This is a genomic window from Bacillus sp. LB7 (assembly GCF_030449715.1).
Lineage (GTDB): Bacteria > Bacillota > Bacilli > Bacillales > Bacillaceae > Bacillus > Bacillus paralicheniformis.
The window spans coordinates 96966-116557 of sequence record NZ_JASGCA010000008.1 but is presented as its reverse complement, the minus strand read 5'-3'; the positions used below and the strand labels follow the sequence as shown (position 1 = coordinate 116557).

The following is a 19592-nucleotide window of genomic DNA, read 5'->3' as shown; positions in this document are numbered from 1 at the left end:
GAAAACAGCCAGTCCCGGAAGCGGACCGCCTAAGTTTGAACAAAAACAGTCATTTGCCTCAGTACACTCGTCTTTACGGTGCGTATGATAAATCAGGACATAAAAAAGGAAGAACAGGAGGTTACAAGATGAGTGGTGTCCATGATCATGACATTAAAGAGGCGGTAGATCAGCTGAAGAGCGAAGGCAGAGACCATTATTTAGACCGGGAACCCGAAGAATCCGCCGGCTCGGGAAAAGAGCGGCGTCCGCATAACATTTGGGATCTTTGGTGGGGGATCGAGCCGGACAGAAGCAAAAAACATCATAAAAGCAAGAAGCATGACGACCATGAAAAACCGGATAAAAGCAAGCCCGACAAAAGCAAGAAACCCGATGACTGCAAAAAGCCTGACAAAAGCAAGAAACCCGATGACTGCAAAAAACCCGACAAAAGCAAGAAACCCGACGACTGTAAAAAACCGGATAAAAGCAAAGAGCCTCACGATTGCAAAAAGCGGGATAAATGCGGCCGCAAACGCCCCGATCATCATCGCTGCAAGAAGACTCACCATCACAAACGAGGCGGATATGAAACCATTACAAAATGGTCTGACGGAAATCTGACCGAAGTCATCTACCGGAAAAAATAAGAGAAGCGGCTTACTGCATGGTGAGCCGCCATTTTCTTTTGCGGGAAGGAACGCCAGGGACTTTAGAAGCTGTTTGCAGAAAGCGAAAAGGAATTTTCATTTTTTTAGAGAATATGTAGAATAGTTTTAAATCATACTGCGGGGGAATATTTATGAAGTTTGCGACAGCAAAGCTACACAGCCGTACATTTGTAGGGCTTGTCATGGATGAGAAGATAATGGATTTGCAAAAGGCGGAAAAAAAGCTGTTTGAGCTTGAAACGATACCTGAAACGCTTATCGAATGCGTAAGAGAGGGAGAGAAGTTTGTCCGCCATGTCGAACAGCTAGTGGAATGGTCAAAAAAGAAAAACAGCGAAGAGAGCGGTTCGTATATTTATCCGCTGTCAGACGTTGATTTGCTTGCGCCGATTCCCGAACCGCGGAAAAACGTGATCTGCATCGGAAAAAATTATCGGGATCATGCGATTGAAATGGGAAGTGAAGCAGATATTCCCGAACATATCATGGTGTTTACAAAAGCGCCGACTTCGGTTATCGGCCACATGGAAGGGATTGATGCCCACGAAGGCGTGACAGAGGCGCTCGATTATGAAGGCGAGCTCGCGGTTGTCATCGGCAAAACGGGAAAGAACATCCCGAAAGCTGAAGCGCTCGACTATGTGTTCGGCTATACGATCATTAACGATGTGACGGCGCGCGACCTGCAAAAGAGGCACAAGCAGTTTTTTATCGGCAAAAGCCTTGATGCGACTTGCCCGATGGGGCCGTTTCTTGTACATAAATCAATGATTGAAGACGCAGGCGACTTGAGGGTGGAGACGAGAGTGAACGGCGAACTTCGCCAGTCGGGCAGCACAAAGGATATGATTTTTCCGATTGCGGAAATGATCGAAACGCTGTCCAAAGGAATGACGCTTGAAGCGGGGGATATTATCGCAACCGGTACGCCGTCAGGAGTCGGCAAAGGCTTCAATCCGCCGAAGTTCCTCCGAAAAGGTGATCAAGTCGACATTACGATCGAACCGATCGGAACGCTTTCCAATCTAGTTAAATAAAGGATTGTCAAAAGATTGGCTTTAGCATATAATGAAGCTGTCAAACTTTTTAGAAATGAGGGATGTGTGATGAGAATGGATATTGTCTTTTTTGCCCAACAAACGATCATTGCACAGCCCATGTAATATTTCGACTGGTATTCCTCTAATGGATCTGGTGATATATCCATGGGCTGTCGAGCGGCTCATGGAGTGTTATAGGTTGAGAGAGCCGTGTATTTGCGGCTCTTTTTTTGTTTGAAAAATCATCAGATCTTTAGGAGGAAACCACATTGAATTTATCTGCATTAGGTATCAAATATATCATGGAAGCTTTAAAGGACGAGGAAGGTCTGATTTTAGGAAGGATCGCCCTTGAGCATAAAAGGTTGTACCGGGTATGGACGGAAGATGGAGAATGGCTGGCGGAAATCTCAGGCAGGTTGCGGTTTGAAGCGGAAAGCCGCGGAGACTACCCCGCTGTCGGCGATTGGGTGTATATGCGTCCCCGCGGCGGCGAAAAGAAGGGAATGATCACGGAGATCGTTCCCCGATTCAGCAAATTTTCGCGCAAAGCGGCGGGGGAGCCTGCAGAGGAACAGATCACCGCAGCAAACGTCAATACGATCTTTCTCGTCAATGCGCTCGGTCTGGACTTTAATGTGAGAAGAATCGAACGCTATTTGCTGCTGGCGTGGGAAAGCGGAGCCAATCCCGTCATCGTCTTGAGCAAAGCCGACATCGCTGATCGGATTGAAGAAAAGGTGCGCCAGGCGGAATCCGTGGCATTCGGGGTGCCGATTCATGTCATCAGCGCTCATGAAGGCAATGGGATGGATGAGTTGAAAGCGTATGTGAAACAAGGAGAAACCGTCGCCCTTTTAGGGTCGTCAGGCGTCGGCAAATCAACGATCATCAACTTTTTTCTAAACGAAGACAGACAGGCGGTCCAGTCCGTCCGTGAAGATGACGATAAAGGGCGGCATACGACGACACACAGGGAAATGTTTTTGCTGCCTGAAGGCGGACTTTTAATCGATACGCCGGGGATGCGGGCCTTGGAGCTTTGGGAATCGGAAGAAGGATTCAGACAGAGCTTCAGCGATATTGACCAGCTTGCAAAAAACTGCCGATTTTCAGACTGCCTGCATCAAACAGAGCCCGGCTGCTCCGTGCAGGAGGCGCTGGCTGACGGCAGACTGGATGCGGGCCGGTTCCAAAGCTACCTGAAATTAAAAAAAGAGCTCGAATACCTCGAAAGAAAAACGGATAAACGGGCGGCACAGCAGGAAAAAAAGCGGTGGAAACAGATAACGAAAAGCATGAAAAAGAACAAACACAAATAAATAAAAAGGCGCTGATGAATGGTTTCAGCGTCTTTTTTGCTGCGGAAATGACAGCGTTCACATTGTTTTGTTTAATGGACCGGTTCATGATAAGATAAGAACGATACATGATTTGATAGGGGGAAAAACGAATATGACGCATATGCATATCACATCTTGGGTGATCGCACTCATTTTAGTGTTCGTTGCTTACGGACTTTACTCATCTGGAAACAGCAAAGGCGCAAAAATTACACATATGATTCTCCGCTTATTCTATATTATCGTGATCATTACCGGGGCGCAGCTCTTTTTAAAGTTCACGGCATGGAACGGAGAATACATAGCGAAGGCCTTGCTCGGCCTCATCACCATCGGATTCATGGAAATGCTTTTAATTCGCAGGAAAAACGGAAAAGCGGCCACCGGGATCTGGATCGGCTTTATTGTCGTTCTGCTCTTGACGGTTGTGCTTGGACTCCGGCTTCCACTCGGCTTTAAAGTGTTTTAATTAAAAGACATCGGTTCTTGATGAGAACTGGTGTCTTTTTATGTCGGCGGCTTGAAGGTTGAAATCATCACGATCCGTTCCCCGTCTGAAGCGGTCCATTCGAATCTGTCCTTCCATTCCTCTTTTCGTTCGTAATGATGCTGCAGGGCGCATTGTTTCATATCATGAGAAAACTGATAAAACGAAACGCCCTTCACATCCTTTTTCCCGGGCCAAAAGCTCAAGCCGTTATAGGCGAAGACGCAGTCAAAGACGGAGAAGCCGAAGCTGTTCAGCTGATCCAAAAAAGAATAGAACTGTCCGTCTTCCAGATCGTTCAAAAATTCGAGGAATGCCTGTTTTACCGTTTTCAGATAACGGATCGATTCTCCGCCGGTCAGCTTCACGGTCTCCGGCTTTTCCGTGACGGCGAATTGATCAAACAGTTCGGCTTTTTGCCATTCTCCGTCTATGCTGATGAAAACTCCGGGGCTGTTCAGGCTTTCAACTAAAAATAAATCTCCTTCTTCGTTTTCAATCAGGCAGATCCCGTCTTCCATTAAAATTTTGCCGTAAATCCATTTGCGCTTTTCCGCGTAAATTCGTTTTTGGCGTTCGGTGTCCATAGGCGGTCTCCTTTCTTATTTCGTTTTTTCCAAAACGGGCTTGTCTCATACAAGACTCTGTTGGACAATTCAACTATTATTTTAAGGTGCATAAAATAGGTAAAGTGACAAAGGAAGTGAAGCCTAAAGCAGAGGAAGAACATTAGAATTGGAGCTGATCGACAATGTGTGGAATAACGGGGTGGGTCGATTTTAAGAAGCCGCTTGTCCGGGAGCAGTCCATCATGGAGAAAATGACTGATACGCTTTCGAACAGAGGACCTGATGATACGAACATTTGGGGAAAGCGCCATGTTTTATTTGGACATAAACGCTTGGCAGTTGTGGATCTGGAAGGCGGCAGACAGCCGATGACCCGCACACACCAAGGATACGATTATACGATTTGCTATAACGGCGAGCTCTATAATACGGAGGATTTGCGGAAAGAGCTTAGGCAGCGGGGGCATCAATTCAAGAGCCACTCAGATACGGAGGTTTTGCTTCATTCATACATGGAATGGAAAGAGGAATGCATCGACAGGCTGAACGGAATTTTTGCATTTACGGTATGGGATGAAAAGCGCGATCTTCTTTTTGCGGCACGCGACAGGCTCGGCGTTAAACCGTTCTTTTACACCGAACAGGGCTCATCATTTTTGTTCGGATCTGAAATCAAAGCGATTCTCGCTCACCCTGAAGTGAAAGCAAAGGTCGACCGTTCAGGGCTGGCCGAAATTTTCGGCCTCGGGCCGTCGCGATCGCCGGGGAGCGGGGTTTTTAAAGGAATAAAAGAGATCCGCCCGGGGCATGCGATGATTTTCTCAAAAGACGGTTTAACGGTTTGGCGCTACTGGAATGTGAAAAGCGAGAAGCATACGGACAGCTTTGACGAAACAGTGGAAAATGTGCGGTCGTTGTTTCAGGACGCCGTCACAAGGCAGCTTGTGTCTGATGTGCCGGTATGTACGTTTTTATCAGGAGGGGTCGATTCGAGCGCCATTACCGCAACGGCCGCCAAGCATTTCGAGAAAGAAGGAAAGGCGCCCCTTCATACGTTTTCGATCGATTATGAAGACAATGAGCAATATTTTACGTCAAGCTCATTTCAGCCAAATGCCGACGGCCCGTGGATTAAAAAAATGTCCAATGCATTCGAAACGGTTCACCACAACTGCGTGATTTCGCAGGAGGAGCTGGCTGATTATTTGGAAGAAGCCGTACTGGTCCGGGATTTGCCGGGGATGGCTGATGTCGATTCTTCTCTGCTGTGGTTTTGCCGTGAGATTAAAAAGGATTTTGTCGTAAGCCTTTCCGGGGAATGCGCGGACGAAATTTTCGGCGGCTACCCTTGGTTCCATTCGGCAGAAGATGTGAAAGGTTTCCCATGGATGAGATCAATGGAAGAACGGAACGGACTTCTGCAGGACGGCTGGCAGAAAAAGCTGAACCTCAGCGAATATGTGAAGGCGAAATACGAGGAAACGGTTAAAGAAACACCGCTGCTTGAAGGAGAAACGGGTGCGGAGAAACGAAGGAGAGAGCTGTTTTACTTAAATATGCTCTGGTTTATGACAACACTCTTGGACCGAAAGGACAGAATGAGCATGGGGGCGAGCCTCGAAGTCAGGGTTCCGTTTGCGGATCACAGGCTTGTCGAGTATGTCTGGAATATTCCGTGGGATGTCAAAATGCATGGCAACCGTGAAAAAGGCATCTTCCGCAAGGCGCTTGAAGGTATTTTGCCTGATGAAGTGCTGTACCGCAAAAAAAGTCCATATCCGAAAACGCACCACCCGGCCTATACGAAAGCCGTCATTCGTTGGCTGGAGTCATTGCTGGAGCAAAAAGACTCGGCGCTTTATGTTTTCTTAGACAAGAAAAAATTGGAGCGGCTGATTGAGACGGAGGGCGCATCATTTCAAGTTCCCTGGTACGGACAATTGATGAAGGGACCGCAGTTGATCGCGCACCTTGGCCAAATCCATACTTGGTTTGAGAATTATCGAATTGATATCGAGGAATAACATAAAACACCCGGCATAAGCCGGGTGTTCCAGATTGTTGGCAAAATCGCAAAACGGCTTTTTGTTTTGCGATTTTGTCATTCCCTCTGCGTGACCCGAAACCCTTGCAGGTCTGACAACGGATGCGAGGGTTTGTCGACACGCTGAAGACAAAAAGAAACGGCGGCGTTTTTTCGAACACCGCCGCTGATTTCAATGATCGGCAGACCGGCCGGAGAGCCGGATGGATGAGAGTCAAACCTGTTCTGTTTTGGAAGACGGTCCCGGCTTTAAATTGTTGAGCCGTGAGACAAGATCTGTTCCGAAAGCGGAGCTGACGTCAACATCGCCCTGATCGATGTAGCTTTCTTTATACTCGTACGCCGAAGAACCGTGTTCGGCATAATCGAGTCCGGATATTTCCTCTTCTTTTGATACCCTGATCGGAGTGATAGCTTTCATTACCGCAGTGACAGCCGATGTGGCAGCGAGGGTCCAGGCTGCGATCGCCAAAATGCCGACGGCTTGAATGCCGAGCTGTGCGGCTCCTCCTCCGTAAAAGAGACCGCTCGATGTATTGAAAAGCCCGACTGCAAGCGTCCCCCAAACACCGCAAACACCGTGAACGGCAATGGCGCCGACGGGATCATCAAGCTTCAGCACCTGGTCGATAAACTGAACGCCGACAACTAAAATGACACCGGCGATGACTCCGATCAAAATCGCGCCTGTAAATGAAACGCCGTCCGCGCCCGCGGTAATTCCGACAAGGCCGCCAAGCGCGCCGTTCAGCGTCAGGGAAGGGTCGATCCTGCCGTAGCGGAAATAAGTGAACAGCGCTGAGCTGACGACTCCGCCCGACGCGGCTAAAAGGGTTGTGGTGATGACGTGCGGGACGGCGGCGGGATCGGCCGCAAGCGTGCTTCCGCCGTTGAACCCAAACCAGCCGAACCACAGGATAAAGACACCGAGTGCGCCCAGCGGAATGCTGTGTCCTGGAATGGCATTGACCTTTCCATTTGCATATTTTCCAATCCGCGGCCCGAGAAACATGACAGCCGCAACTGCGCCTGCAGCACCTGTCATGTGAACGATCGCAGATCCGGCAAAATCAACAAATCCGAGGTCATACAGCCAGCCTTCTCCCCAAGTCCAATGGCCGACAACCGGGTAGATGAGACCGGTCATAAACAGCGTCAAGATCATATAGCTGCCAAGCTTCATTCGTTCAGCGACAGCACCGGAAATAATGGTCGCGCACGTAGCGGCAAACACGGCCTGAAAGACGAAAAATCCGACATCCTGATCACCCGCTAAAGCAAAACCGCTTGTGCCGATGAACCCGCCGGCGCTGTCCCCGAACATCAACGCGTATCCGACGAAGAAATAAAGGATGGAGCCGATAGAGACCGTTAGAAAGTTTTTCATTAAAATGTTTAACGTGTTTTTAGCTCTTGTAAATCCAGATTCAACCATCGCGAACCCGGCGTGCATAAAAAAGACGAGCAGAGTGCCGATGGCCACCCATGTCATGTTGACCGAATCATTGACCGATTGCGCCGTCGGTTCGGCGGCCAGAGCTGATGCTGCGAGGAAAAAACTGAGGAACAGGAGAAAAGATACTTTGGTTTTCATTAGAATCACCCTTTCTAAAGTATCGGTTAAAAGAGACAGGAGGGAATTGGCCGTTTTACACAATCGCTTCCTTTCCGGATTCCCCTGTCCGGATTCGAATCGCGTTTTCAATCGGGAGCACAAAGATTTTTCCGTCGCCTACTGTATTTGTCGAACATGTGCTTTCGATGATTTGGATAATTTCATCAACGCTCTCCGATTCAATCACCATTTCGACTTTCACTTTAGGCAGCAGCTTGATTTCGTAGGAGGTGCCGCGAAACAAAGCCTGTTTCCCGCGCTGCTGCCCGCAGCCGGCAACCTCTGAGACCGTTAATCCGTTTATGCCAACCTCTTCAAGCTTTTTGCGGAGGCGGGGAAACTGTTCAGGGCGTATAATCGTTTCGATTTTTTTCACAATGTAAATCCTCCTTTTGGTGTAAGGTTTTATTACGTGTGTTGTTATGTTTATTATCATAAGTAATATTAAATTGAAAATCAATACGAATTTTTAAAAAAATTAATCTATTAGACCTATTCTTCGAAAGGTCTGTGCTCATAGAATGAAATTGTTGTAATGTTTTATAACATGAAAAAACCTGCTTTCAACTGAAAGCAGGTTATGCCGCAAAGCCTTTTTGTAGCCACATTTTAGATCTCCATCTTCTGTACATCAAAATTCCCCTGACCCACTCGTCGGCGATGAAGGAAAACCATATTCCCGCCAGGCCGAATCCGAGCTGAATGCCGAAAATATAAGCGATCGGAAGGCCGATTCCCCACATTGAGACAATTGCCATATAAACCGGATATTTCGCGTCTCCAGCAGCTCTGAGAGAATTAATGATAACCACGTTAAACGAGCGGCCCGGCTCCAGGATAATCGTCAAAAGGATCAGTATACTGGCCGTTGCGATAATATCGGGATTGCTGCTGAAAATGCCGATCAGCTGTTTGGAAAACACAGCGAAGAGAACGGAAGTACATGTTGTAATGGCCAGAGCCCACCAGAGGCTCTTCAGACAGCGGCTGTATGCTTCATCAAATTGTTTCGCGCCGATATGGCGTCCGATTAAGATTTGCGTTCCCTGGCTGATCGCTGTGCCGAAAAGCATGATGAACATCATCAAATTTTGGGTATAGACCTTTGTCGTCAGCGCCTGCGCGCCCATCAGCGTGATAAAATAGGTGACAATCATCTGTGACGCGTTATACGAAAGCTGCTCCCCTGCTGAAGGAATCCCGATTTTCAGCAGTTTTTTCAAATGACTTTTCTTTAAGACAAACAGCCGTTTGGACAACAGCGGCATGCCGACGCGCTTTTTGACGAGCAGAGCGATCGCCAAAAGGCCGATGATGCGCGCGATTGAAGTGGACATTGCTACACCGGCCACGCCTAAAACCGGAAAGCCGAACGGTCCGAATATGACAAGATAGTTGCCGGCGATGTTCAGGATATTCATGCCGATGGTTACGACCATTGTGTCCTTTGTATGCCCGTAGCTTTTCAAAATGGCGCTGAACGTCATAATGAGCGCTTGGATAAAGGACAGTCCGCCGACGATCTGGAGAAAGATGCCGGCCTCGGCAAGCAGGTTGGCGGACAGGCCCATCATCAACAAAAGCGGTTTGGCAAATAGATAAATCGCCGCACTGATGAATAGACTGATGATAAAATTGGCGCTGATGGAAACGTAGCCGACTTCCATCGCTTCGGCTTTTTGCCGTGCTCCTAAAAATTGAGAAATAATGACGGTTGTTCCTGTTGCGATAAAACCGAACATCACAATGATCAAGTTCAGCATTTGGTTGCTGACGCCGACGGCTGCTACGCTGTCGTCGGAATATTGGCTGAGCATCAGGGTATCTGCGTTGCCCATTAACATATATAATGAAACCTCGATAAAGATAGGCCAGGTCAATGCGAATAAAGAGAGGTTTTGAGGTGCTGTTTTTTTCATGGCGTTTGACCCCTTTCTTTTAAAAAATCCGTTTTATAGTGTAACGCCATTTTCTTATAATAAGAAGAGACGAAACCGATACTTCTTGGAGAAATCCGACTTGATGAAAAGGGGAGAGAACATGGAACATATCATCTTTACAATTCCGCCGCTCCCTGTGTTGATTACCGGCGGAGAAGGACTGTTCAAAAAAGGGGAAAAGCATGTGAGGCGTGAATATTCCGTGTTTGATCTCTTATATGTAATACAGGGGGAACTATTTTTGACTGAAGACGGCGACCCCCATCAGATCCGGGAAGGGGAATACATCATCCTTGTTCCGGGGCTCGAGCATTATGGACACCAAGGCTGTCAAGACGATACCCGCTATTTTTGGCTGCACTTTCAGGAGCCGTCTTATGGCTTCGCACAGCAGGGAGGTGAGAACTGGACCGAGCTCAAGCTGAAGAAGGGGACGTTTGAAACGCCGACATTGTATCATTTAAAGATTCCGAGAAAGGGAAAGATCGACCAAAAAGCGTTTATTGAACAGCAGTTTAGGCGTTTGATTGACGATTCGGCCCAAAATTCCGACCTGCCTCTTCGGAAGCAGCTCTTGTTCGAAGAGCTGCTGATTCACCTGCAGAAGGAGGCGTTCCACATTCCTTCGGCGAGTGAGCGTGTGGCATCCGAAGCGCAGCATTACATCGACCGCCATTATAAGGAGAAGCTCAGCATGGAGCAGCTTGCGGCTGCCCTTCACTATCACCAGGACTACATTACCCGCTGCATGCAAAAGGTGTTCGGCATCACACCGGGCCAATACGCCAATAAGGCGAAGGTTTTTGAAGCGAAGCGGCTCCTTTCTGCTACAAACGACAAAATGTCATCGATTGCCGAACAAGTCGGAATCGATGATCCGACGTATTTCTCAAAACTGTTTAAACAAATAGAAGGGATTTCGCCTGTTGAGTACAGAAAGATGATGAAGAGAAATATTGAGTGATATTTTCAAAGCATAGGAGGAGAAAAGTTTGGCATCCATCAATGGTGAAAAAGTAAAGCTGCGCACGATCACAATGGATGACCTGCCCGGATTATGGAGAATGATTTACGGAACCCGAAACCCTGAATGGAAAAAATGGGATGCCCCTTATTTTCCGCTTCAGCCCGAACCGTTTCAATATTTTCTCGACTCTTTTGTGCCGGCTTTAAAAGAAAAACCGCCGCGCTATTTGGCGATTGAGATCGAAGGAGAGCTGAAAGGAACCGTTTCTTACTATTGGGAATGCCGGCCGACACGCTGGCTGGAATGCGGGATCGGCATCTATGATTCGCGGTTCTGGAACGGGGGTTACGGCACGGAAGCCGTCAAATTATGGATCGGCTTCCTATTTGAAAACGTCGATGTGCCGAGAATCGGAATGACGACGTGGTCCGGCAACAGGCGGATGATGAGGTGCGCCGAAAAAGCCGGGTTTAAGATGGAAGGCCGGATTCGCAAAGTCAGATATTATGACGGAGTCTATTATGATTCAATCAGATACGGAATGTTGCGGGAGGAGTGGGAGCTGATTTGCGGCGGTAGCTGACACGTTCTATAATGTAATATTAGATATCTTTTATCAGCGGACTAGAGGGGACCAAAATGAAAAAAACCATTTATGATGTAGCGGAAGCGGCAGGCGTTTCGATTTCCACGGTTTCCCGGGTGATCAACAATACCGGGAGAATCAGCAGGTCGACAAGGCAAAGAGTGCATGCCGTCATGAAAGAACTCGATTATCAGCCGAATGTTCACGCTTCTGCACTTACCGGAAAGCGCACGAACATTATCGGCCTGTTGACGCCCGATATTGCAAACCCTTTTTTCGGAGAACTTGCCAAAAGCGTTGAAGAGCGGGCGGGCGAGCTTGGCTTCAGCATGATGATATGCAGTACCGACCGCGATCCGAAAAAGGAGACAACGTATTTCTCGGTGCTCAAGCAAAAAAGCGTCGACGGCATCATTTTTGCGACCGGCATCGAAAATCAGGAGAGCATGGATGCGCTCGAAGATATTGCAAAAGAGGGCATACCGCTCGTGATGATTTCTCAGGACCGCGCCCTTGTTCCGCTGGATGTCGTGGTCATTGACGATTTTATGGGCGGATACTTAGCGACGCGGCATTTAATTTCGCTTGGCCATAAGACAATCGCCTGCATCGCTGGCGACGGATCGACAACCGGAGAAAAAGACAGGCTGAAAGGCTTCCAAAAAGCGATGGATGAAGCCGGTATCAAAGTGGATGAATCGCTCATCGCCGGAACCGGTTTTTCCCTGGAATGCGGCAAAAAAGCAGCTGCTCAGATTTTCGAAAGCAACATTCCGACCGCCGTTTTCGCCATGAATGATGTGCTCGCGTGCGGAGTCATTCAGACTGCAAGGGAATGGGGGCTCCAAGTTCCTAAGGATTTATCGGTCATCGGCTTTGATAATACGTTTTTAGCTGAAATGACCGATCCGCCGCTTACGACAGTGTCGCAGCCGATTGAAGAAATGGGCCGTCGTGCGGCCGAGCTGCTGGCCGAAGAAATCAGCGGCAAGAAAAGCTCGAAAAGCAAAATCATTCTCATGCCTGAACTTGTCGTCAGACAGTCAACGGCCTCTCCATTTAAAAAAGAAGCATATGCCGAAAAGAGCGGGTTTTAAAAGAAAAACGCTCTTTTTTCGTTTATAAAGAGCAAGCGCTTGACCTGATGAAATCCTAAAAAATATTGCGGATAAAATAAATACAGGGTAAAATCAGAATTGAAATGAGAAAGCGCTTTCTCTAATTAATAAAGCGCTTTCGCGAGATGCAAAGGGGGAGAAGAAAATGACAGAACGAGTGAGATGCGCCGTATTGGGGCTCGGAAGGCTCGGCTATTACCATGCGAAAAACCTTAAAACCGAGGTGCCCGGAGTCGTGCTCGCCGCCGTAGCCGATCCGGCAGAGGGGAGGGCGAGGGAGGTTGCCGCTGAACTGGGTGTTGAAAAGTGGTTTGAAGATCCGTTTGAATGTCTCCGCGATCTAGAAATTGATGCCGTCGTCATCGTGACGCCGACATCTACCCATGCCGAAGTGATCAAACAGGCGGCCGAATGCGGCAAACAGATTTTCGTCGAGAAGCCGCTGACATTAAATCTTGAAGAATCGATGGAAGTCATTTCTAAAGTCAAAGAAACGGGCGTGATTTGCCAGGTGGGGTTTATGAGGCGGTTTGATCCTGCATATGCGGATGCCAAAAGAAGGATCGATGCCGGGGAGATCGGCAAACCGATCTATTATAAAGGGTTCACGCGCGATTTTGGCTCTCCTCCGGCCGAATTCATTAAAAAAAGCGGCGGTATTTTCGTCGATTGTTCGATTCACGATTATGATATCGCGCGTTATTTAATGGGGGCTGAAATTACTGCGGTTTCCGGCCACGGAAAGGTTTTGAAGCACGCGTTCATGCCGGGATGCCATGATGTCGATCAAGCGCTCACCTATATGGAGTTTGATTCGGGGGCGGCGGGTGATGCGGAAGCAAGCCGAAATTCGTCTTACGGCCACGATATACGCGCCGAAATTATCGGGACGGACGGCAGCATCTTCATCGGCACGCTGCGGAACCCGGCGGTTACCGTGCGGACCGGGCAGGGGAGCAGCTATGATATCATTCCCGATTTCCAGGCGAGGTTCCATGAAGCGTACTGCTTGGAGCTGCAGCACTTTGCCGAGTGTGTTCGCAACAAAACGCAACCGATTGTGACTGAAGCGGATGCGGCGGTCAATCTGGAAATCGCGCTTGCGGCCACAGAATCCTGGTCAACAGGCAAGCCCGTCAAGATTCAATATCAGACGAAACGGCTTACGGTATAAAACGGGACGCTCATAAACGGGCTGTGAAGACAGACAAAGTACGCCGAAGAAAATCCTGCGGTCAATAGGATCGACAGAAAAAAGGGCGGAAGGAAGCGTTTCTCCGCCCGCTGCCGTCTTTCTCTTTAGCGTTTTCAATCAACCGCGTGTCCCTTATTGCACATTCACATTCGGTCTCAGATTCACCTGATAGTCGACCTCGACATCCATCTTCTCCCAACGATTCAGCCACGCTTTGTCGCTTATCGGCTTTGTAAACGGAAACAGCGCTTCACCGCCGACTTCAAGCGGATCAACCCGAATGTTTTGCATGTCTTTTATCATGTCCGCTGTTTTCTTTTCCAATTCGGATTCCACATCATGGACGAGTGCGCTGAACTCGCTTTGATCCTGCAAGTTTTTGTCGCCCGTGTATTCTTCAATGCCCGCATTTATGGTGACTTTCATTGATAAAGCTGTATTGTTTTGATTCAAGTCAAATGTGACGGTTGAGCGGGCTTGGCCGATTACGATTGACAAGCTGGGAATCGTGAGGAACTTCAGATACCTGTTATTGTTGATCAGCTGAAAAATTTGATCATCTATGCCGGTCAGTGTCTTCACGAATTTGTCGTTTCGAAAAAGTCCTGTTCCTTCATATGTGAACTGGTTACCATCGGTGCTGAAAACAGGTACGTAAGGATCTGAATAGTGGGTGTACAGCTGGTTTTTGAATTGATGCAGGTTGACGATGCTCATTTCACCCTGGTTGGCTCTTTCAAAATGCCTTAACGTCTGATAAAGATAAAAGTCAAAATTCTCGCTTTGCTTCAATTCGCTCAGTATATATTTGTCAAAATCGCCGTTGACGACGATGAGATAAAGGCGGGGGCCGATTTTCGGGTCTGACAGAAGCGTGTTGATAATCGGAAGTATGCCTTTGTCGGCGAGATTTTCTTATCATCACCATTCTCAGCTGCCCGTTTTTCAGTTCGTTGAAATAATTTAAATTAAACCGCTTGCCGACTTGTTTGATCATATCGACTTCGGTGCTGAACAGCCGCTTTTTTTCAAGGCCCACCGGAGGGACGGTGGTGCTCATTGAGATCTTTCCTTTTTTTCCTTCTTTGATGTACCAAAAGGTAACCGGTGAGATTTCTTCAATCTCATTGTTTTCAACAAATGGAGAGCAGCCCTCAATCGTCATGAAAACCCCAAGCGCGATACAGCAGTTTAATATGAGGCGTTTTCCGCTGATCATTGCATGCGCCCCTTTCGTTTTCCGGCGATGACAAGAATAGTCGGAATCAATGCGTAAGTGACGGCTCCGATGGATACCTCGATCAAAAACCACATATCTTGCTGCTTTCCGGATTGCCAAATCCAGGTGCTTAACACGAGCGAAAAACCCATGAGCAAAAGAAAGCTGAACAGAAATCCTCTTCGCGTCACAGGCTTGGCCATCCTTTTAAACAAAATGCGGAGGCCTCCGTAAAAGCAGAGCAAAAAAATTGCGTTCACAAACGCAAAATGAAACATATGGGCAGACAGAAGAAACGTATCGATCCGCTCCAAAATCGGTGACTGCAAATAGCGGAGCATGTTCATCACCGGAAAAATGGTTTCCCGCAAATAAGAGGAGCCGTAGAAAAACAGTGCACCGATAAACAAAAACAAGTATTCGAAGAGTGAAATCGCATTACCGACCGATAAACATTTCAGCACATTTGCTTCCTTGCTGAACCACGGAGCCAGACAAATCAAATACTCGGGACTGGAAAAAGAAGACCACATGACGAGTAGCGCCTTCCAAGAATGTTCAGTCCACTCAAAAGGAATCAACGGATATAAATCGGTCAAGGAAGCGATCGGGGGGATGTAAAACCTGATAAAAATGAACACGATCCAAAATGATGACATAAAGGCAATGATGACAAAGCGCATCGTATTTTCCATGCCGCGGGAGGCCGCATATCCGCTGATCACCAGAATCAAGATCACAAGCCAGTTGATATTGATGGCGGGAAAGATGAAGTGTCTCACCGCTTCGGCGTAGCTTGTGATCATGATCGCGATCTTTAACGCGAGCTGAATTAAGCCGATCAGGATAAAAAAGCGCAGCTTGCGTTCGCCGAAGAGAGCGGCGAAGCCTTCATAGCCTTTTGCGGCCGCTGGAGAAGACAGCCATTTGGACAACACGTACAAGTTGAACTGTGACAGCAATCCGACAGCGAGCATAAGATCAATCCGAAAAAACCGAGGCAGGCGGAGAACATGAGCATCGTAAAATGAATCAAAGTGTGCCCTTTAGCGACGATGTAGTTGGGCACCAAAAATGACGCGACCGTTGAGATGCCGACCAAAACGATCAGCACTTTGCTGACAAAGCCGGCCTGCACCGCCGCTTCCCCGATGACAATCCCCGAGATGACCCCCAATGTTGAACTTGATTTTGTCGGCATCCGCACGCTGGCTTCCTTAATAATTTCAATAACGAGCAGCATAAGGGCCGCTTCCCAAAACGGGGTGAACGGCACTTTGCTCCTTGATTCGATCAGCACATAAAGAATCTGGAGCGGAAACATATGATAATGATGAGTCGACAAAGCCACATATAAAGGGATGAGCAAAATAGACAGAAAAAAACTGGCGTAGCGCAGTATTCTAAAAAAGCTGGCAATCGGCCAGCGCGTCGTATAATCTTCAGCGGAGTGAAAAAGGTGAAAAAACGTGATCGGCGCATGTAATATAAAGGGCGTCTGATCGACCAAAATGGCGACTTTGCCAATGCTTAAATTGTATGCGGAAATGTCGGGACGCTCGGTCCTCTAAAACTGCGGGAAAATCGAATGATGATGATCTTCAATCAATTCAGTGAGCTGTCCGGAATCGAAAATCATGTCAAAATCGGTTTCCTCGATTTTTTTTCTGGCTTCCTCAATCAATTCTGGATTAGTTAATCCGGCAATATAAACGATGACAACAGATGTTTTGCTAAGCGAACCGACCGTCAGCCTTTCCGCTTTTAAATTGGTTAAAGGCAGCCTGCGCCGCAGCAAAGAAAGATTGACGTCGAGCTGTTCGGTAAAACTGTCTTTCGGACCGTACATCACCGTTTCGGTTTGAGACGGTTCGATCTGCCGGCCGACCCGATTTTCAACCGGGATCGCAAACCACTGCTGCCTGTTCGGATCATGGATGATGATCGAACCGGACATCAGCCACACCTTTGCGCTTTCCAAAGATACGATCGGTTCAACGTGCAAAACAAAGGTTTTTAAACAGCGATATATTGACTGTTCTTCGGCGCTCATGATCAGAGGCCTGATGATTGACTGCTGCAACATGACCCGATCAATGATGGTATGTAAATAGTAAAATACTGCTTTTTGTCCGCCTTTTGTTTCATGCTCTTCGATCACCGCATCAGCCATACCGGCGGTGGCATCAAGAAGGGCATCTCTCGTAATGGGAGCGCTCCGCAATCCGGCTCCCTTTCTTTTATATTTTCGAAACATGGACATCCCTCATCAGCGATTGATCATTGCCGGGTTACCGGATGTCCTTATTGTGCTCGCTGCTTCTCAGGTTTATGCGGACAGAAGCCGCATTCCCGCAGAATCAGGTAAACAGCGAGGCGCCGAGGTAGACGGCAAGACCCCACATGACAGCCGCAGATCCTTTATTGAACAAAGTCATTACGACGCCTTGTGAATCGAGCTGTTTGAGAAGTCTTCCCGCTGCGGCAAGTCCCAGGAACCATAGCCACGAAACGATCATACATGCACAGGTGAACAGCCAAAGATCCGCACCTTCATACGCTAAAGAGTTCGTGCCGATCACGCCGACGATATCGAGCAAGGCGTGCGGATTTAAGAGCGATACGGCCGCAGCAAAAGCGATTTGCTTTTTAGCCGGCATAGCTTGGGACGCGTTTTCTACCGCCGGCTTGCTTCTCCATGTGACCCATCCCATATAAATGAGAAACAGAAATCCTCCGGTCAAAAGGACAAATTTAACTTCGGGAAGGCCGGCGACAGCCGCGGAAATACCTGTGACTGCCAGTATAATCAGGAGGGAATCGCACAACGAGGCGGAGATCACCAGCGGCAAGACACGCCAAATGCCCGATGATGCGGCCCCTTGCTGAAAAATCAGGACATTTTGCGCGCCGAGCGGCAAGATCAGTCCAAAAGCGAGAATTATTCCGTGAATAGCTGCGTTCATTACTGCAAAAACCCCTTTCATTCAAAACATCCGTTTTATTGTAGAGCAAGAAGCGGAGAATGTCTCCGGCCATTTGGCTGGTCTAACTGCCCAGCCAAATGCTATCTTTTAAAAAAAGGAGCTGAACATGAAGTGCACAGACAGCTGAACAAACATTCAGACATTCCGTTATACAAGCAAATCGAACAGATCATAAAAGAGAAGATTTTACAGGGCGAATGGCCGGCCGGGACGAAAATCCCTTCACAACGCAAGCTGGCCTCCATTTTTCAAGTGAATAGAAGCACGGTTACCGCGGCTCTGGACGAGCTGACAGCCCAAGGATTTCTTGAAGGCAACCGGGGCGGAGGCACAAAGGTGGCCAATCAAACATGGTCACAATTGACGGCGGGGCCGCCGCTTGACTGGACGAGTTATGTACATTCGGGGATTCACCGTCCCAATTCAATGACGGTTCAGGAAATCAACAGGCAGGAGTTTACAGAAGGGATCATCAGGCTCGGCACAGGTGAATTGGCGCCTAAACTGCTGCCTTATCAACAGATGGAAGAGATTCTTCGCGGCGCCGCGTCTGATAGGCTGATGCTCGGGTATGAAGAACCGAAAGGAAGCCGCTATACAAGAGAGGTGCTGGCGGAGCATCTGGGCCGAAAGGGTGTGCGTGTATCGGCCGATTCGATTCTGATTGTCTCCGGAGCGCTCCAGGCGCTGCAGCTCATATCGATCGGCCTTTTGAAGCGGAGAGCCGTCGTGTTGACGGAAACGCCGTCATACCTATACTCGCTCCACGTTTTTCAATCGATGGACATGCGGCTTTGCGGGCTTCCCATGGATGGCGGGGGATTAGACCCCTCCGTCATTCCGGCGGTAAAAAAACGGCATGGCGCCGATTTGCTTTACACGATTCCGTCATTTCACAATCCGACGGGCAAACTGATGTCCGAGGAACGAAAGCGCGAGCTGATTCAAATGAGCAAGCGGCTGTCGCTCCCGGTTATTGAAGATGACGCATACGGCGACTTGCGGCTTGACGGTCCGCCGTCATCGCAGCTGAAGGCCATGGACAGAGAAGGCAGCATTCTTTATGTCGGCACACTATCGAAAACCGTCAGCCCCGGCCTTCGCATCGGCTGGGTCGCTGGTCCGGAGCCCGTCATCGAGAGGCTGGCCGATATTAAAATGCAGACTGACTACGGATCAAGTTCATTGTCGCAATGGGCGGCTGCAAAGTGGCTTTCAAGCGGGCTTTATGATAAAAATCTCAGCCGGATCAAAGGCGAACTGAGACAAAGGCGGGATGAGGCGCTCCGGTGTCTTGAGACCTATTGCAGAGGAATCGCCCGCTGGGAAAAGCCTTCAGGCGGGTTTTACATTTGGATCACATTTCTAAAGCCGCTCTCGCTCAGCGTTTTGTTCGAACAAGCATTACAGAAAAACATCCTCATCAATCCCGGCACCCTCTACGATAAAGAAGCCAAATCCAGCATCAGATTGTCCTATTCGTACGCCTCTTTGCCAGAGCTTCGCTATGGCATTCAAACGATCGCAGAACTCGCCGGGAAACTCATGTGAGCCCCGGCTGTATCGGCTGCTGAAAAATCGGCGTTCAGCAGCCGCCCCGCTTTCAGGCCTCAGGTTATTTAAAAACAGTCCAAAAAATTCCATTAACATATCATTCAAGGAACTATTGATTCATATTAAAGATGAATTTGCGGCAGAGAAAATCTTCATACGCCTCATTGTGAGAAACGACCTATTTTTCTGAATCTTATTGACATGCCGGTGTCACAAAATATACACTTTTTTTGTCATTGAAAATGATAATCTTTATCAATTGGAGGAGTGCTTTC

Annotated in this window: 18 protein-coding genes and 1 pseudogene; 10 read left to right on the top strand and 9 right to left on the bottom strand. The window is 48.3% G+C overall.

The features are described 5' to 3' along the window. Positions 1–128: 128 nt before the first annotated feature. The 4 genes from QMZ64_RS12540 to QMZ64_RS12525 all read left to right on the top strand — a co-directional run bounded on the left by QMZ64_RS12540 (position 129) and on the right by QMZ64_RS12525 (position 3505). Positions 129–632: a CotG/ExsB N-terminal domain-containing protein gene (locus QMZ64_RS12540; protein ID WP_243939539.1), complete on the top strand. Its 504-nt coding sequence runs from the start codon at positions 129–131 to the stop codon at positions 630–632. Positions 633–784: 152 nt separating this feature from the next. Beyond that, positions 785–1690 carry a fumarylacetoacetate hydrolase family protein gene (locus tag QMZ64_RS12535; protein ID WP_265627383.1) on the top strand — a complete coding sequence of 302 codons (906 nt, stop codon included), beginning with the start codon at positions 785–787 and terminating at the stop codon, positions 1688–1690. Between the two features lie 272 nt (positions 1691–1962). Then, positions 1963–3015, top strand: coding sequence for a ribosome small subunit-dependent GTPase A (rsgA, locus tag QMZ64_RS12530; protein WP_075754914.1), 1053 nt, complete (start codon positions 1963–1965; stop codon positions 3013–3015). 133 nt (positions 3016–3148) lie between these two features. After that, positions 3149–3505 carry a YisL family protein gene (locus QMZ64_RS12525; protein ID WP_011197750.1) on the top strand — a complete coding sequence of 119 codons (357 nt, stop codon included), beginning with the start codon at positions 3149–3151 and terminating at the stop codon, positions 3503–3505. A 38-nt stretch (positions 3506–3543) separates the two neighbouring features. Here QMZ64_RS12525 and QMZ64_RS12520 read toward each other — a convergent pair whose 3' ends face one another. After that, positions 3544–4110, bottom strand: a complete 567-nt coding sequence (locus tag QMZ64_RS12520) for a DUF2777 domain-containing protein (protein WP_265627381.1) — start codon at positions 4108–4110, stop codon at positions 3544–3546. Positions 4111–4274: 164 nt separating this feature from the next. On the opposite strand from QMZ64_RS12520, the gene asnB reads away from it, so the two are divergent. After that, positions 4275–6116 carry an asparagine synthase (glutamine-hydrolyzing) gene (asnB, locus tag QMZ64_RS12515; protein ID WP_265627379.1) on the top strand — a complete coding sequence of 614 codons (1842 nt, stop codon included), beginning with the start codon at positions 4275–4277 and terminating at the stop codon, positions 6114–6116. 234 nt (positions 6117–6350) lie between these two features. On the opposite strand, the gene QMZ64_RS12510 is transcribed toward asnB, so the two are convergent. The 3 genes from QMZ64_RS12510 to QMZ64_RS12500 form a co-directional block, all read right to left on the bottom strand. Beyond that, the gene (locus QMZ64_RS12510; RefSeq protein WP_265627378.1) at positions 6351–7730 is read right to left on the bottom strand and encodes an ammonium transporter; all 1380 of its coding nucleotides are present in this window, start codon (positions 7728–7730) and stop codon (positions 6351–6353) included. A 55-nt stretch (positions 7731–7785) separates the two neighbouring features. Then, positions 7786–8127, bottom strand: a complete 342-nt coding sequence (locus tag QMZ64_RS12505) for a P-II family nitrogen regulator (RefSeq protein WP_265627377.1) — start codon at positions 8125–8127, stop codon at positions 7786–7788. Between the two features lie 202 nt (positions 8128–8329). Then, positions 8330–9670 (bottom strand): MATE family efflux transporter, encoded by a 1341-nt coding sequence (locus QMZ64_RS12500; protein WP_243939547.1) that lies wholly within the window; start codon positions 9668–9670, stop codon positions 8330–8332. 121 nt (positions 9671–9791) lie between these two features. On the opposite strand from QMZ64_RS12500, the gene QMZ64_RS12495 reads away from it, so the two are divergent. From QMZ64_RS12495 to iolX, 4 genes are all read left to right on the top strand, one after another. Next, positions 9792–10655: a helix-turn-helix transcriptional regulator gene (locus QMZ64_RS12495; protein ID WP_243939548.1), complete on the top strand. Its 864-nt coding sequence runs from the start codon at positions 9792–9794 to the stop codon at positions 10653–10655. Positions 10656–10683: 28 nt separating this feature from the next. Continuing rightward, a complete protein-coding gene (locus QMZ64_RS12490; RefSeq protein WP_265627375.1) occupies positions 10684–11241 on the top strand; it encodes a GNAT family N-acetyltransferase in 558 nt (185 codons plus the stop codon). 56 nt (positions 11242–11297) lie between these two features. Next, the gene (locus QMZ64_RS12485; protein ID WP_265627374.1) at positions 11298–12341 is read left to right on the top strand and encodes a LacI family DNA-binding transcriptional regulator; all 1044 of its coding nucleotides are present in this window, start codon (positions 11298–11300) and stop codon (positions 12339–12341) included. A 166-nt stretch (positions 12342–12507) separates the two neighbouring features. Next, positions 12508–13536, top strand: coding sequence for a scyllo-inositol 2-dehydrogenase (gene iolX / locus QMZ64_RS12480; RefSeq protein ID WP_301441337.1), 1029 nt, complete (start codon positions 12508–12510; stop codon positions 13534–13536). A gap of 153 nt (positions 13537–13689) precedes the next feature. Here the strand turns inward: iolX and QMZ64_RS12475 are convergent, their stop codons facing one another. The 5 genes and pseudogenes from QMZ64_RS12475 to QMZ64_RS12455 all read right to left on the bottom strand — a co-directional run bounded on the left by QMZ64_RS12475 (position 13690) and on the right by QMZ64_RS12455 (position 17742). Further along, positions 13690–14412 carry a Ger(x)C family spore germination C-terminal domain-containing protein gene (locus tag QMZ64_RS12475; protein ID WP_442872666.1) on the bottom strand — a complete coding sequence of 241 codons (723 nt, stop codon included), beginning with the start codon at positions 14410–14412 and terminating at the stop codon, positions 13690–13692. Then, on the bottom strand, positions 14369–14776 hold the full coding sequence (locus QMZ64_RS12470) for a hypothetical protein (RefSeq protein WP_265627370.1): 408 nt from the start codon (positions 14774–14776) through the stop codon (positions 14369–14371). Before QMZ64_RS12470 ends, QMZ64_RS12475 begins: the two co-directional genes overlap by 44 nt. Continuing rightward, positions 14773–15753 carry a GerAB/ArcD/ProY family transporter gene (locus QMZ64_RS12465; protein WP_265627369.1) on the bottom strand — a complete coding sequence of 327 codons (981 nt, stop codon included), beginning with the start codon at positions 15751–15753 and terminating at the stop codon, positions 14773–14775. The genes QMZ64_RS12470 and QMZ64_RS12465 overlap by 4 nt, the downstream gene beginning before the upstream one ends. Before the next feature lie 5 nt (positions 15754–15758). Further along, positions 15759–17033, bottom strand: a pseudogene (locus QMZ64_RS12460) (spore germination protein); the annotation flags it as partial. 103 nt (positions 17034–17136) lie between these two features. After that, positions 17137–17742 carry a LysE/ArgO family amino acid transporter gene (locus QMZ64_RS12455; protein ID WP_265627368.1) on the bottom strand — a complete coding sequence of 202 codons (606 nt, stop codon included), beginning with the start codon at positions 17740–17742 and terminating at the stop codon, positions 17137–17139. A 132-nt stretch (positions 17743–17874) separates the two neighbouring features. On the opposite strand from QMZ64_RS12455, the gene QMZ64_RS12450 reads away from it, so the two are divergent. After that, positions 17875–19314, top strand: a complete 1440-nt coding sequence (locus tag QMZ64_RS12450; RefSeq protein ID WP_265627367.1) for an aminotransferase-like domain-containing protein — start codon at positions 17875–17877, stop codon at positions 19312–19314. The last annotated feature ends 278 nt before the right edge of the window (positions 19315–19592 follow it).

Excerpts from the sequence above, each read along its gene's own strand:
- QMZ64_RS12540 (WP_243939539.1), top strand. The coding sequence starts at position 129 with ATGAGTGGTGTCCATGATCATGACATTAAAGAGGCGGTAGATCAGCTG.
- QMZ64_RS12535 (WP_265627383.1), top strand. The coding sequence starts at position 785 with ATGAAGTTTGCGACAGCAAAGCTACACAGCCGTACATTTGTAGGGCTT.
- QMZ64_RS12525 (WP_011197750.1), top strand. The coding sequence starts at position 3,149 with ATGACGCATATGCATATCACATCTTGGGTGATCGCACTCATTTTAGTG.
- QMZ64_RS12520 (WP_265627381.1), bottom strand. The coding sequence starts at position 4,110 with ATGGACACCGAACGCCAAAAACGAATTTACGCGGAAAAGCGCAAATGG.
- asnB (WP_265627379.1), top strand. The coding sequence starts at position 4,275 with ATGTGTGGAATAACGGGGTGGGTCGATTTTAAGAAGCCGCTTGTCCGG.
- QMZ64_RS12510 (WP_265627378.1), bottom strand. The coding sequence starts at position 7,730 with ATGAAAACCAAAGTATCTTTTCTCCTGTTCCTCAGTTTTTTCCTCGCA.
- QMZ64_RS12500 (WP_243939547.1), bottom strand. The coding sequence starts at position 9,670 with ATGAAAAAAACAGCACCTCAAAACCTCTCTTTATTCGCATTGACCTGG.
- QMZ64_RS12495 (WP_243939548.1), top strand. The coding sequence starts at position 9,792 with ATGGAACATATCATCTTTACAATTCCGCCGCTCCCTGTGTTGATTACC.
- QMZ64_RS12485 (WP_265627374.1), top strand. The coding sequence starts at position 11,298 with ATGAAAAAAACCATTTATGATGTAGCGGAAGCGGCAGGCGTTTCGATT.
- iolX (WP_301441337.1), top strand. The coding sequence starts at position 12,508 with ATGACAGAACGAGTGAGATGCGCCGTATTGGGGCTCGGAAGGCTCGGC.
- QMZ64_RS12470 (WP_265627370.1), bottom strand. The coding sequence starts at position 14,776 with ATGATCAGCGGAAAACGCCTCATATTAAACTGCTGTATCGCGCTTGGG.
- QMZ64_RS12465 (WP_265627369.1), bottom strand. The coding sequence starts at position 15,753 with ATGCTCGCTGTCGGATTGCTGTCACAGTTCAACTTGTACGTGTTGTCC.
- QMZ64_RS12455 (WP_265627368.1), bottom strand. The coding sequence starts at position 17,742 with ATGAACGCAGCTATTCACGGAATAATTCTCGCTTTTGGACTGATCTTG.